The organism is Desulfobulbus alkaliphilus, assembly GCF_016918545.1.
Lineage (GTDB): Bacteria > Desulfobacterota > Desulfobulbia > Desulfobulbales > Desulfobulbaceae > Desulfobulbus > Desulfobulbus alkaliphilus.
Window position 1 is genome coordinate 130359 of the sequence record NZ_JAFFQC010000002.1, and the last position, 13957, is coordinate 144315.

10 protein-coding genes and 1 pseudogene are annotated in these 13957 nt (G+C 53.6%); 3 read left to right on the forward strand and 8 right to left on the reverse strand.

Annotated elements, in window-relative coordinates:
* Positions 1-122: 122 nt before the first annotated feature.
* From JWG43_RS01665 to JWG43_RS01695, 7 genes and pseudogenes are all read right to left on the reverse strand, one after another.
* Complete coding sequence (locus JWG43_RS01665) at positions 123-500, reverse strand: hypothetical protein (RefSeq protein WP_205241071.1); 378 nt, start codon at positions 498-500, stop codon at positions 123-125.
* A 179-nt stretch (positions 501-679) separates the two neighbouring features.
* Positions 680-2350, reverse strand: a complete 1671-nt coding sequence (locus JWG43_RS01670; RefSeq protein ID WP_205241072.1) for a hypothetical protein — start codon at positions 2348-2350, stop codon at positions 680-682.
* Positions 2347-4992, reverse strand: a complete 2646-nt coding sequence (locus JWG43_RS01675) for an ATP-binding protein (protein ID WP_205241073.1) — start codon at positions 4990-4992, stop codon at positions 2347-2349. The genes JWG43_RS01670 and JWG43_RS01675 overlap by 4 nt, the downstream gene beginning before the upstream one ends.
* A gap of 196 nt (positions 4993-5188) precedes the next feature.
* Positions 5189-5374: pseudogene (locus tag JWG43_RS01680) on the reverse strand (magnesium chelatase subunit ChlI family protein); the annotation flags it as partial.
* An 11-nt stretch (positions 5375-5385) separates the two neighbouring features.
* Positions 5386-6705, reverse strand: coding sequence for a type II toxin-antitoxin system HipA family toxin YjjJ (yjjJ, locus tag JWG43_RS01685; RefSeq protein WP_205241075.1), 1320 nt, complete (start codon positions 6703-6705; stop codon positions 5386-5388).
* Between the two features lie 407 nt (positions 6706-7112).
* A complete protein-coding gene (locus JWG43_RS01690; protein ID WP_205241076.1) occupies positions 7113-8642 on the reverse strand; it encodes a YifB family Mg chelatase-like AAA ATPase in 1530 nt (509 codons plus the stop codon).
* A 5-nt stretch (positions 8643-8647) separates the two neighbouring features.
* Positions 8648-9394 carry a methyltransferase gene (locus tag JWG43_RS01695; protein WP_205241077.1) on the reverse strand — a complete coding sequence of 249 codons (747 nt, stop codon included), beginning with the start codon at positions 9392-9394 and terminating at the stop codon, positions 8648-8650.
* A gap of 381 nt (positions 9395-9775) precedes the next feature.
* Here JWG43_RS01695 and queD point away from each other — a divergent pair, with 381 nt between their 5' ends.
* Complete coding sequence (gene queD / locus JWG43_RS01700; RefSeq protein ID WP_205241078.1) at positions 9776-10144, forward strand: 6-carboxytetrahydropterin synthase QueD; 369 nt, start codon at positions 9776-9778, stop codon at positions 10142-10144.
* A 105-nt stretch (positions 10145-10249) separates the two neighbouring features.
* Here queD and JWG43_RS01705 read toward each other — a convergent pair whose 3' ends face one another.
* Entirely contained in the window at positions 10250-11359 is a 1110-nt protein-coding gene (locus JWG43_RS01705; RefSeq protein WP_205241079.1) for a glycosyltransferase, read from the reverse strand.
* 480 nt (positions 11360-11839) lie between these two features.
* Between JWG43_RS01705 and JWG43_RS01710 the strand changes: the two genes are divergently transcribed.
* Both JWG43_RS01710 and tviB read left to right on the forward strand, forming a co-directional pair.
* Positions 11840-12508 (forward strand): radical SAM protein, encoded by a 669-nt coding sequence (locus JWG43_RS01710; protein WP_205241080.1) that lies wholly within the window; start codon positions 11840-11842, stop codon positions 12506-12508.
* Between the two features lie 138 nt (positions 12509-12646).
* On the forward strand, positions 12647-13924 hold the full coding sequence (gene tviB, locus JWG43_RS01715) for a Vi polysaccharide biosynthesis UDP-N-acetylglucosamine C-6 dehydrogenase TviB (RefSeq protein ID WP_205241081.1): 1278 nt from the start codon (positions 12647-12649) through the stop codon (positions 13922-13924).
* The last annotated feature ends 33 nt before the right edge of the window (positions 13925-13957 follow it).

Genomic DNA, 13957 nt, shown 5'->3' on the forward strand with positions numbered 1-13957 from the left:
TTTGGGTATATCTTGCTGTAATCAGATCGTACTTGCAGCAGAATCCTTGAGAATACCTTTCATCATCCGCCCTTCGGGGCGTGCGGACGAACGTTCACGGATCCAGAAGTACGGACACCAGCTCACTTGACAACCCGTAGACCTCTGTTTCGTTTATTGCCCGGATGCTGTTGCTGCGAATCCAATCCTGATGGAGGGGTTGACGGTGGATCAAAGCGCACTGCCTGGATAAAACGTCCCTCACCACCCATGGTGAAGATTTCATCTCCAGTAAACTGTGGGGTCCGCAGGGTCCAGACCACGGTCTGCAAGGGGATGGCAAGTAAATGCATGGTGACCTGCCACCACTCTTCCTTTCTGCTTTCATCGCGGGTTATATCACCAACCATGGCATAAACGAGCATCTGCGGCTGTTTTGCAGCAATGATAACAATATCTCCCACCACTGTGGTTTCCTTGAACGGAATGATTTTTTTCAGTTCTGCTACCAATTTTTCCATGAAAATCGACCCATACCGGGAGCAAGACACCTTGTCATCCCCGGAAAAATAGCGAGGAAAAATATGACCGATTGGACGACAAACAACCCTGGATTCCGCCCTGACTTTTGTCCACCGGTTGTCGGTCACCGCTACTCATACCCATATCTGTACCCGTTTACCAGTGTTTCATCTTACCTTCACTGGCTGTTAACGTGACTCGGAATCCAGTTCATTTCCACCAGTATTTCACCGCCGTCAACTGAGGCTCGCAGAGTACAGACTTCGGTGGGCTGTAAAACAGAGAGCAAGGGCATGACCAGATACCTCAGCAGCAGCCTGTCTCGTGCCGACAGTATCGATGGTCGGTCTTCAGCCTTTTTGACGAACGCCGAGAGGATTGAATGCACCTCGGGTATCAATTTGCCGCTCTGAAAAGTCAGAAAAAAATTTCCAAGGGGTTCTATAATCCCGGTCTGCAACCATTCCCGATCCATCACTACCCGCCACCGCTGCAGCAAATCAGGGTAATCGGCAACCAGCAAGACCCTGTCCATGAGCAGATAGGAAGGTTGAAAGAGCCCATTTGCCATGATCAGGGAGACGATTTCCGTATCATCCGTGGACACCGTCTCCACCGGCAAATCTGCAAGGATATGCTGCATAACAGCCTCGGCCGACCCTCGATCCCGAACTTCAAGGAAGAGACCGGCCACCGATTGACTCGAACCGGCAAAAGATTCCTGGTCAATAAATCCTCCAAATTGGTTGCCGAATATGTCATCAAAAGCCATGCCGTCCTTACCGCTGCTTTCAGCGAAGCGCCGATCAAGAAACAACCCGGTCGCTTCGGACTCAAATCGTTGTGACTCGGGAATGAGCTCCAACAGCAACCGCGGCGAGAACCAATTGGTCCAGAAAAGCAGCAGATTTTCCGCTGACAATCGGTCCGCGAAGGGATGAGGCACCGGAGCAGACAGTTGATAAGCGTTCATCAGGGCTGTGACCTGTTCGGCGCGGAAAGAGGTCACCAAGGTCAGCCGATGCATATCGGTTTCGACCCGGTGAAAGGCAGCAACATGGTTGGGGTGCATACCCTCTGGAAATCGTTCACCCAGCCAGGCGCTCTCGACATGCCCGCGTACAGCAGCCAGATTGACGTAGAGAAAAAAATCGGCCTGCGTTCCTGCCTTGCGCTTGAGTTCCTGATACTCCCGGTTGAGTCGCAGCCCGCTGGTATGAGGCCGGAGCATCCCGTCCAGTGCTCCATCGATACAGCGCCTGACCGGTGCGGGGTCAAGGGCTATGACCAATATTTGGCGATGTTGCCAGATCGTCAGGGTCCCTCCGCAAGCAAGAGGCACATGGAAGAGAGACTTTCCCTGATACACGGAAACTTCAGGTGGCCCGGATCCGAGAAAGTCCTGCAGGAGCGGCCTCGCAGCAAAATCATTGTGCAGATCGACAAGCAGAACCAGATTGGCAAAGACTGTCTCTGCAGCGAAGGGCCGCTTTGTATGATCGGGAAGCAAGGCCACCACGGCTTTACCCGCGAAAAGTTGTTCAACAAAAGGGGCAGCAGTCATCTGCCTGGCCAGGGCGGCGACTGGTTGCAGTGCATCCATCAGGGTGGCAGCTCCTGCAAACGCTTTCAGGTCACTGAGTTGGTCGTGGAGATCGGTCACATCCATTTTCAAGATATCCTGGCGCCAAGGTGCCAGGATGCGAGACAGAGCGGTGGTTTCAACCACGGCAACAGTATCGGCTGGAAGCAGATCCACCGGTTCCGGACCGGAATGGATATTGATCGCCAGCAGGTAGGCAAACAAGCCGAATATGACCAGGAACAACAAATATACCAAGCGGTTCATGTGGCGATTCTCACGGACTCATCAACCTCATCCTTACCAGGATCAGGTATAAACTGCCGCAACAAGTGCAGCACGGCGCTGCCGTCGATGGGTTTGGCGACATACTCATCCATGCCAGCGGCCAGACATTTACGCCGGTCGTCGCTCATTGCGTGCGCGGTCATGGCGATCACCGGAATATGCTCCCCCTCCTGCTCTGCTTCGCGGATACGTGCCACTGCCTCATACCCATCCATCTCCGGCATCTGCACATCCATGAGAATACAGTCAAAGACTCCCCCGCGCCAGGCTTCCACTGCTTCCCGCCCATTTTTTACCACGGTGACATGGTAGCCCGCCTGGGTCAGCAGGGTACGAATGAGGATTTTATTGATGTACTCGTCCTCTGCCACCAATATCCTGGGCTTTTTGCCTGTTACCGGCACCGGTTTGACGTTGGTGTGGATTGTTGGATGGTTTCCGGGGTGAGCAGCAGTCGACTTAGGGGTCACATACGGCAAGGTGAAATAGAAACGCGTCCCCATATCGGGCTCACTGTCAAACCAGATCTCCCCTCCCATGAGCTCGACCAGTCCTTTGGAAATCGACAGCCCGAGGCCCGTACCGCCGACTTTGCGGGAATGGGAGGAGTCGGCCTGGGAAAAGGACTCGAAGACCTTGGCATGATAGGCCTGCACAATCCCTATGCCCGTGTCGGCAATTTCAAAGAGGAGCGTCCCTCCCTCGGGCCCATTGGTCTGTCGGCAATCGACCCGGATCGCCACATATCCTTTGCGGGTGAACTTGAGACTATTGTCAATCAGATTGGTGAGCACCTGCATAAGCTTGGTTTGATCCCCAATCAGCATATCCGGGACGGCAGGATCGACTGTCACCTTGATTTGCAGATGTTTGCGCTCTGCCGTGGGCTCCATTGGCCGGATGACTTCCTTTAAGGCGGATCGTAGCGAAAAAGGCTGCCGAGCCAATTCGAAACGTCCAGCCTCAAGCTTGGAAAAATCAAGGATGTCGTTAATAATGGTCATCAGGCGAATGGCGGACCGCTGGATCAACTCAAGGTGTTCACGCTGAGCCGGGGGCATCTCTTCGCGGAGAAGAATATTCGACAGGCCGATAATGCCGTTCATGGGCGTGCGGATCTCATGACTCATATTGGCAAGGAATTCACCCTTGGCAACACTGGCTGCCTCCGCCTCGGCCCTGGCCTGGACAAGTTCCTGCTCCGATGCTTTTCTCTCTGAAATATCCTCGACAACCCAGACTGTCCCCAGAGCCAGATTGCTGGTACTGATCGCCTTGCCACTCAGGGTACAGGGTATGACAGTTCCGTCCTTTTTTTGCAAACGGTACTCGACCTGTTTGACATCTTTTTCGATCAACAGCGGCAGATGACTTTGGACGAACCGCCGGAAAGCCCTCTGACTGGTGAAAAAACGCCGAACATCCAGCCCCAGCACCTCTTCCTGGAGATAACCAAACATTTCGGCCATTCGATCATTGGCGTTGATGACCCTGCCGTCACGGATCAGCACGATTCCAACCAGACTGGTTTTGAAAATAGTTGCCAGCTCCATCACCGAAGTTTGGTGGGCAGCCTCAGCCCGGTCACTGGCTTCCTGGTTGGCCAGCATCTGTCCGGTGAGTTGTTTTTCCCGAAACCAGTGCAGCACAACGACACCGCTGAGAAACCCCAGCGAGAGGACCCCTGATGATAGAGCCAATACCACGACCCAGGGATACGGAACCTTTTCAAGGGTAGCGATTTGCCAACCGGGCAGGTCCACTGGTTGCAGATCAACGGTGGCCCGGATGGAATCCGTTCGGACAGTCGGCTCTTGGAGCGAAAAAGGGAGAGGAGGCAGAGTATGATCACTGAACTGCCTGCTTACTCTGATTTCCCCCAACCGCTCCGGTGAAAGCGGCCAGGCAGATCGAAAATTCCACTCATCCCGGGTCGAGGCAAAAACAATACCATCAGGAGAAAGCAACAAAGCGTCAAGCTGAGCGGTCAGCTCTGAAAAAAAAGCATCGATGGTCTCACTCCGGGTCTTGATGACCACGACACCCACCGGATTTTCCATGGGAGCGGCATACACCGGCGCACTGAAATAAAACCCCTTCCGCCCGGTGGTGACCCCAACCCCGGCAAAGAAATAGGGCCTTCCGGCAAGAGCATGGATAAAATAGGGCCGAAAAGAATAGTTATTGCCGGTCAACCCCGGCTCTTCCGGTGCATTCGAACTACCGATGACGGTGCCGTCCTGATCCATGACGTACACCAGAGCAAGTCCCATAACTCCTCGGGCGGTGTTGAGGACTCTGAGCAGGTCATGGTTGTCAACCTCCGCATGACCGGCGCACACCGAGATAACCTCTGTGGCTCTGGCGAGTTCACCAACGGATTCAATGTGATGCCGGACGATGAAGGTGTTGATTTCCGTGGCAAGATTACCGGTGATTGGTCGTTGATGCTTCTGGTGGAGCAACAGAGTCAACTGGTTGCCGCCTATGATAACACCAACCAGGGCCAGAAGAGTCAGGCCAGCGATAATCGTCAGCCGAATGCCGACTGATGGGAGCACGGCGGATAAACGGTATTTCTCCGCAACCTTCTCGGGGCTATTTTTCTGCTGGTTCATCATGTCGCAGGTGGTGCGTCCTTACAAACACGGACCTGATGGCCACAACCGACTGTCGATCCCACAGCACGAGTCTCTGCAAACAGCATCACATTCCATGCAGGCCGGATTTTTCATAGAACGACTGCTCAGCAAGTATGTTGCTCTCCCAAAAAAAAGAGTGTTTAGAAACAGCGTCATCGCACCCTCACAGGTCATATTACACCCGATGATACTGCAGCACCGCCTCGGCCACATGGGAAACCGTGGGGGAGGTGTCACCGGCAAGGTCGGCTATGGTCCGGGCTATTTTTAAAATACGATGATACGCCCGGGCCGAGAGGCCGAGACTGGTGATGGCCTGGTTGAGCAGCTGGGCCGATGCAGTGTCAAGATGGCAATACTTACCCATCGAGCTTAAATTTTATGCAGCGGATTCGCTTGCTCAAGGAAACGCTTGAATGCATCAGATACTAGCTCACTTTCTCCCGTTTTTTTCCAGAACGATCGCGCCATACCTTTGATCATAGGACATGAATCCTTGATATAGCTCAGTGTACCATCGATATCTGGCGGGGAAAAGGCAAATGGAGGAATTTCACCTGTACTCTTAGGCGAAAAACCCATTGAACACATATCGTAAATCGGGGCAAGACTGAAGCCTGAACTATCAATCGAGAATCCGACGTTACCAAGATGCATATCGGTATTATTAATCAATTTTCCAAATCCCCAATACACTGCAATATCAAAAAAATGTTGCCGGCTAATTAATTTTTGATGCTCAAGAGATTTTGCAACTTTTAACCAGCCACTCCCTATGCCTGAAAATTCGCTGTCGATGGCTTGCATTGCAATCATGGACAAACGACCGTGTTCACCAATTCTATCAAACCTGAGGGATTCAAGAAAAAGCCTGCCCTGAACTTCAAAAATTTCTAATTCGGCGGCAGGGATATCATATGCATGCAACACTTCAGATGCTATGAATTCGGTAGCAAGGATATCTCTCCATCGAGTAGCTAACTCCCCATTGCCTTTTGGAGAAAATTTTACAATAACATGTGCACCTCTCTCTCTCGAATAGGTGGCAAACTTTGCCTGTTCGCCACCGGCAGAAGATCCATGCACATCTCCCTCTAAGGCTTTGTCGGCAAGTTCCGGATAATCTTCACGTCTTGCTTTCTGTGGCGGTCTCCTTACGCGATCAAGCGCCATTCTTCCTATTTTCAGATTTCCTGGCAAGTCGTCCCCGTTTGCGACGAGGTATCTACCAATATGTTCCTGATTCCAGTTTCTTGGATCAGGCGGGAATATGTCTGATTGCGCATTCAAACCTCTGGCTATCTGCCGCCCAATGAAACCTTGCGGTCTCAAGTCATCAAGAAAAAACGGGAGGCCTTCAAAAAAACCAGTCTCTTTATGTCCTCTCAAAACTTTCGGAGCAATTACAGTTGGTTGCAGGTAAAATCCTCCATGGGAAAGTGGCCGTAAAACTCCCCAGAGGTGAGTGTTGCCATGTGGATCTACAGCAGCAAGAGGAATCTTGCTACCTGATTCAAATGCTTCGGTGACCGCGTAATAGAGTGGAGGTCTAATTTTATCGAACTTGACAACAGAATCTCCTAACTCTCTAAGCTTCCTGTTAACTGTTTGCCTTGTCATCCCTGTGCCAGCAGCCAAAGTTCTGGTTGTGGCTGGGCCAAGAGACAGTATTTCCAGTATCTTTTGAGGCATAATATCGCGATATATGTTCAGATATATGAGCAGGTAAAAATAAAATCAATAATACAAAAATTCAACATTGTTAAGTTCTTACGTATAATTCTTTTTTAAAAAAGTTTACATAATTGAGCAGATATTTACGAACGTAAAATAACACATATACCACCAAAGTCAACAAAGACAAACCCTGACCGGATACAGCCGCATTCTAATAAAATTCAAACAGGCCACAACCGTGGGAACCAACCCGGCCAGATACGAATGAAGATGAGAAGATACGAGTGCGTATTGCTGTGATTAGGGGCAAAATTGCCGAGAGCCAATGGCGGATCTGGCCCTCACGACCGATAATAACTGTTCCTCAGTCGTTGCAATGCCACCCTGGAGAATTCGTTTGCAGAAACAGCGTCATCGCAGCCTTACAAGTCATATTGCACCCGGCGATACTGCACCGCCTCGGCCACATGGGCAACCGTGGGGGAGGTGTCACCGCCAAGATCAGCTATGGTCCGGGCAATTTTGAGAATACGATGATACGCCCGGGCCGAGAGGCCGAGACTGGTGATAGCCTGGTTGAGCAGCTGGGCGGATGCACTATCAAGATGGCAATACTTCTTGACCTGGGATGTGTTCATCTGCGCGTTGCAGTAGACCCTGGCCACAGCGGAAAAACGTTGTCGTTGCAGTACTCTGGCCTGATTGACCCGCATGCGGATAACGGCGGAAGATTCACCGTCGGGCTGATTGACCAGCTCTTGCACCTGAACCGCGGGCACCTCGATATGCATATCGATCCGGTCCAGCAGCGGCCCGGACAGCCGGCTGCGATAACGCTGCACCTGGAACGGTGTACAGGTGCACTCCCGGACCTGGTCTCCCTGGAAACCGCAGGGGCATGGATTCATAGCTGCCACAAGCATGATGCGGGCAGGAAAATGCAGACTGACGGCGGCCCGGGCGATGGAGACCGTGCCGTCTTCGAGAGGCTGCCGCAACACCTCGAGAACATGTTTTTTGAACTCCGGCAATTCATCGAGGAAAAGAACGCCGTTATGGGCCAGGGACACCTCACCCGGTCGGGGGATCTGACCGCCACCGATCAAACCGGCGTCGGAAACGGTGTGGTGCGGGGCACGAAACGGGCGAGTCACCAGAAGCGGCATATGGGAGGGAACAAGGCCGGCAGTGGAAAAAACCTTGGTGGTCTCAATAGCCTCCTCAAGGGTCAGGTCGGGAAGAATGCTCGGCAGCCGACGGGCCATCATGGTCTTGCCGCTTCCGGGCACACCGGTGAGCAGAAGATTGTGCCCCCCGGCAGCAGCGATTTCCAAGGCACGTTTGGCGTATTGCTGACCGCGGACCTCAGCAAAATCAACAGGATAAGCACCTTGTTGGGCAAAAAGTTCCTCCGGATCGATTATTATCTGGTCCAGATCGTTGACACCGGCAAGAAAGGTGACAGCCTGATCAAGGCGCTCGATGCCGTACACCTCCAGTCCACTGACGATGGCTGCTTCGGCGGCGTTCTCCGCGGGAACGAGAAAACGACGAACCCCTTCATCACGGGCGGCAAGAGCCATGGGCAAAACCCCGGGGACCGGACGCACCGAGCCATCCAGCGAGAGTTCACCGGTGAACACGGTTTCAGCCAGCAGATCACCGCGCAGGATACCGGCTGCGGTCAGGATACCGAGGGCAATGGGCAGATCGTAGCCGGTGCCTGCTTTCTTCACCGAGGCAGGAGCGAGATTGACGGTGATGCGGCTCGGGGGGAATTCATACCCCGAATTTCTGATTGCCGCCCGTACCCGGTCTTTGGCCTCCCGAACCGCACCTTCGGGAAGTCCTACAGTGGAGAAGGAGGGCAGCCCGCGCGTCAGATCCACTTCCACCCGGATCAGGAAGCCGTCCACTCCGGTCACTGCGCAGCTGAGTACCTTGGCTAACATACCTGTCAGTGATACAAGGCGCGCATGGCGGGGGTATAATCGCCCTCTCTGCCGGAAAAAATGTAGAAGGGTGCCAGCAGTTCCATCTGCTCGCCGCCGTTTTTGACAGCCTCCACCAAAACCAGTCGAGCGCTTTCTCCTCCTGGATAGGAATAGATCGGCTGCAACCGTTTGGGAACCAGCCGGAAGCGATGGAGCAGGCAAAGCAGCGTAGCACTTCGTGCGGCTGGATAGACAAACACCACCCGTCCCCGGTTTCGGACAGCAAAAGCCGCCCCGCTGACAAAAGCTTCGATGCCGCCAGCCAGCTCATGGCGGGCCAGGGATGCCTGATACCCTGGGTTGATGCGGCCGCTTTCCTTTTTTCGATAGGGCGGATTACAGACAACAAGGTCAAAGGTTTCAGGAGACAGTACAGCGGCGATGTTGCGAACATCCCCACGGACAAGGCGAAAACGATCGGCAAACCCGTTGCTGGTGATGTTTTCCTCGCTCAAGGCGGCCAACTCGTCCTGCACCTCGAGCCCGCAGCAGCTGATGGTCGGATGACGGTAGGCCATGATCAGAGCGATAACCCCACAGCCGCAGCCCAGATCAAGCACCCGCTCCCCGGGCCTGGGGACCGTGAAATGAGCGGCAAGAACCGCATCCACGGAAAAACGGTACCCGTCAAGACCTTGCCGGCAGGACAATTGACCCTGAAAAAGGGTATCTTCGGTCTGGAGATGTGAGAAAGACTGCGTTTGCGACACGGATGGCTCCGTTTTCAAACAACGGGAATAGGCGGAAACAGCAAGCAGCGGGTATGGCAATGCTTGACCACTGTGGCCTATTGGTCTCTATGTGCAGGTGTCCGTCCAGAAAAGTAATTGTTGTTCGTTCTCATGGCACGCCGGCAAATTGTACCGCTGGCCCGTTTTTCATCTTTCCGGCATGCAAAAAAACAGCCTACAAAGAGTCTGGACAAGACAGCCGTTTCTGGAGGGGCACTTGCAAAATGTATCGACAGTTCACACAATATGTTTACCATGGTACCGGGAGAGGACGCAAGCCGCTTTTCTTGGCAATTGCTCTCCGCTCCGGTCACACCAACACATTACGCAAAACACATTACGCGACCCAGAGGAGTTCAGATGGATATTTATATAAGAACCCACTTTTCCGGTGGGCACCACCTCCGTGCCTATCCCGGAAATTGCGAAAATCCCCACGGCCACAACTGGAAGGTCAAAGTGACGGTCCGGGCGGCTCAACTCGATCATCTCGGCATGGGGATCGATTTCAAACAACTGAAGAAAACCGTCAACGCCGTGGTCGATGAGCTGGACCACCGTGACCTCAATCAGCATCAGGCCTTCGAGGCGATCAACCCGTCGTCTGAACATATAGCCATGTTCCTGTTCAACCGTCTGAAAGATTCTCTACAGACTGATCGCTATTCTCTGCATGCAGTGGAGATACAGGAGACCGACTCCAGCGGCGTGATCTACTACGGCGATTGAGGGAAAAGACCATACACCGATCGATTCAGCCGGCCGGGGTTCGATCCCGGCCTGTCTGGATCTTGAATCCGTGAAGGATGGAGTAAGACAGGGACCTGTGATCACTCACGGCACCTTGATCCCGTACCGCGCATAGGTGGCCACAAGTATAGCGACCATGCGGCGCAGGCCATAAAGATCGGCAACAATCCGGTGCTGACGCTGCATACGCTCGGGATCACGTCGCGGCACGGCTTGCAATTCCTCCAGCCCCTGACAGGCAACAGCAACATCATTATAATTGACGAGGCAATGATCCTGAATATGACGAAGTGGTTCCATGGTCGAGGGAATTCTGCAGGCCAAGACCGGCAACCCGTTGAGCAGGCCCTGGATCAAGGCCTGGGAAACCCCTTCCGCCTCATACGATGAGAAGAAAAAAAGATCAAAGGCACTGAAAAACTCCTCCGGATGCTCCTGATGACCAGCGAAAATCACCCGGTCTTCCACACTGAACTCCCTGGTCAAGGCCTGCAGGGACGGCAATTCCCCCCCACCGCCAACGATCATGAAACGGTATTGCGCGGCCATGGCTGCCGCCGTTCTGACAATGAAATCATGCCCCTTGTAATGGCGAAGAAAACCAACATTGCCAACGAGAATTTCGTGTTCACCTATTCCGTACCGGCTGCGTACCGCCCTTCTGTTTTCCAGGGAAAAGCGGAAACGCTCTTCATCGACGCCGGTTGACAAAACCACATTTTTTTTGGCTGGCACACCTTGGGCAGCGAGCTGGTGAGCAATAGCGTCACTGCAGGTAAAAATGAGATGGGGGAAGAATTTGTAACTGAGGGATGAAGAGATCGGCGCCAGGACATGCCGAGTGCGGATGATCAGGGGTACCCTGCACAAACGGGCAAGGGCTCCTGCCATCCAGGAGTCTTCCGAGGAGTGCGTATTGATGACGGTCGGCTGAATTGCCCGGATCAGCTCAAGGAGTTCCTTCCATGACCGCAGGTTGAATTTTGCAAATGAGGAAACGGTATGAACAGGGAAGCCTTCGTTTGCCCCCCGCCGTGCCAGTTCGGAATCAACAGGTACGATCAAAGCAACTCTGAACCCGAGTTTACGCATCTCCCGCAGTTCGGTCAAGATGCGAATTTCCTGACCGCCCCAGGCCCGACTCCAATCGGTATGGACCACCAGAGGAAGACGATCAGGTTGGCATGTTCCCATATTTCCGGTACCTTGTTCCTTTGCAGCTGTATTGTATGCCCGCGCCTCGAATACGGCAGAGAGTGTTCTCCTTTTTCGGATCGAATCCTGCATGTCCACAGAGAAGCAACGACCGGGTTTTCACCTTGAAACAAAGAGAGTTTCTTGTTCAGTGGCGTGCGCTCAATGCCGGCCTTTCAAGGAAAAGGACCAGCCGTTCCCCGGGTCAAGCCAAGGCACTATAACAAAAACAAAAATTAACAAAACCACGAATATCGCGTCAAGGCCTTTTCTTTTTCTGGTTGCATCCCCGGACAAACGATCATTTCCACCCGAGGAACAGCATGAAACATAGCCGATCACCGGATGCAATCATGATGGGCTCCTGAATCCGTGACGGCTGGATCTGGTTTTGGATATATCTTGCTGCGATCAGATTATGATTGCAGTTGAATCCTTGACAATACCCTTCACCCGCCGCCCATGGAGCAACCTGAACCTATGCATGAACACTTGTTCATCTCCGAACTCTTTTATTCCATCCAGGGTGAATCAACCCGGGCGGGCCTGCCATGCCTGTTCATACGCTTGTCCGGCTGCAATCTCCGCTGCACCTATTGCGATGCTTCCTATACCTGGCAGGAACCGGGAACACTCATGCCCATCGCTGACATCTGTTCCACCGTGGCAAAAACACCCGATGTTCTGGTGGAAATAACCGGTGGCGAGCCGCTTGCCCAAAGTGAAGTCTACCCGCTTATGCAGGCCCTGCTTGACAGCGGTCGTCGGGTCCTGCTGGAGACCAACGGCAGCCTGCCCCTCCACGGGGTCCCCGACGCTGTCACCATCATCATGGATATCAAATGTCCCGGTTCGGGTATGGCGTCGGCCATTCTCCCGGAAAACTTGATTCTGCTCAGGGAACGTTGCGCACGGGGATGCAGCGACGAAATCAAATTCGTCCTCAGTTCCCGTGATGATTTTCAATGGGCACGCGCCATGGTCCTCCGGGAACGGCTCGACCTTGTCGCCCCCGTTCTGTTCTCGCCGGTGCAGCCCGGCCTTGAGCCGGCCACCTTGGCACAACTGCTGCTGGATCACCGCCTCAATGTCCGCCTGCAGCTCCAGCTCCACACCCTGCTGTGGCCTGAACGAAGCAGAGGGGTCTGATCTGGGCACGATCGGTTGCGGGTTAGGGTTTTTCTGTCACTGTTTTGCAAGAAAAACTTCTCAGCCGTGTCGCTTCGTTCTATACTTTTGACAACATCAGACCATACACCTGCAACCCTTTTCCGTAAGGATGTGACCATGCCCTCCCTGGAGACCGCCTGTATCGGTATTATCGGACTCGGTTATGTCGGCCTGCCCCTGGCCGTGGAATTCAGCAAAAAACTCCCCACGGTCGGCTTTGACCTCAAAGCGGACCGTGTCGATGAACTCCGCCGGCATATCGACAGCACCCGGGAAGTCGGCAGTGAAGAGTTACGTCAGGCCGAAACCCTTCGTTTTACCGATACAATGGAAGACCTGCGGGAGTGCAACGTCTTCATTGTCGCTGTCCCCACACCCATCGACAGCAATAAACGTCCGGATTTGACCCCCCTGATCAAGGCTTCGGGATCGGTGGCCACGGTCTTGAAAAGGGGTGATGTGATCATTTACGAGTCCACGGTCTTCCCCGGCGCCACTGAAGAAATCTGCATCCCCATTCTCGAGCAGGCTTCCGGCCTTGTTTTCAATCGCGATTTTTTCGCCGGCTACAGCCCGGAGCGGATCAACCCCGGCGACCACGAACACCGCCTGCCCACCATAATCAAGGTTACCTCGGGTTCAACACCGGCCATTGCCGACTTTGTCGACTCGCTCTATGGCCTGATCATCACTGCCGGCACCTTCAAGGCTAGTTCAATACGCGTGGCGGAAGCAGCCAAGGTTATCGAAAACACCCAGCGCGATGTCAATATCGCTCTGATCAATGAATTAGCCCTGATTTTCAACCGCCTGGGAATCAATACCCTCGAAGTCCTGCAGGCAGCCGGTACCAAATGGAATTTCCTGCCGTTTCGGCCCGGCCTGGTCGGGGGTCACTGTATCGGTGTTGATCCCTACTACCTCACCCACAAAGCGCAGGAGGTCGGTTACCATCCGGAAATGATCCTGGCCGGGCGTCGCCTCAATGACGATATGGGCCGCTATATTGCCTCGGAAACGGTCAAACTGATGCTGAAAAAACGCATCCACGTCGCTGAAGCCCATATCCTTATCCTCGGCCTGGCCTTCAAGGAAAATTGTCCAGACCTGCGCAACACCCGAGTCATTGATATCATTGAAGAACTGAAAACTTTTGGTGCCCGGGTTGAGGTCTATGACCCCTGGGTTGACCGGGAAGAAGCCCGCCGACTCTACGGAGTGCAGATAATCGAGGTCCTGCCGCGGGAACAGTACGACGCGGTGATTCTCGCGGTCGCCCACCGGGAATTCGCCGATCCCGCAGACATGGATGTGCGTCGGTTGTGTCGCCCTCGATCCGTTATCTACGACGTCAAAAACATTCTGCCCCGGGAAATGGTGGATGGCAGTCTGTAGCCTATAGCCGTGGTCTTTATTGAGGGTTTTTCC

Bases quoted from the DNA above. Each gene is read 5' to 3' on its own strand.
- JWG43_RS01665 (WP_205241071.1), bottom strand. From the start codon at position 500: ATGGAAAAATTGGTAGCAGAACTGAAAAAAATCATTCCGTTCAAGGAA.
- yjjJ (WP_205241075.1), bottom strand. From the start codon at position 6,705: ATGCCTCAAAAGATACTGGAAATACTGTCTCTTGGCCCAGCCACAACC.
- queD (WP_205241078.1), top strand. From the start codon at position 9,776: ATGGATATTTATATAAGAACCCACTTTTCCGGTGGGCACCACCTCCGT.
- tviB (WP_205241081.1), top strand. From the start codon at position 12,647: ATGCCCTCCCTGGAGACCGCCTGTATCGGTATTATCGGACTCGGTTAT.
- JWG43_RS01705 (WP_205241079.1), bottom strand. From the start codon at position 11,359: ATGGGAACATGCCAACCTGATCGTCTTCCTCTGGTGGTCCATACCGAT.
- JWG43_RS01675 (WP_205241073.1), bottom strand. From the start codon at position 4,992: ATGATGAACCAGCAGAAAAATAGCCCCGAGAAGGTTGCGGAGAAATAC.
- JWG43_RS01670 (WP_205241072.1), bottom strand. From the start codon at position 2,350: ATGAACCGCTTGGTATATTTGTTGTTCCTGGTCATATTCGGCTTGTTT.
- JWG43_RS01690 (WP_205241076.1), bottom strand. From the start codon at position 8,642: ATGTTAGCCAAGGTACTCAGCTGCGCAGTGACCGGAGTGGACGGCTTC.
- JWG43_RS01710 (WP_205241080.1), top strand. From the start codon at position 11,840: ATGCATGAACACTTGTTCATCTCCGAACTCTTTTATTCCATCCAGGGT.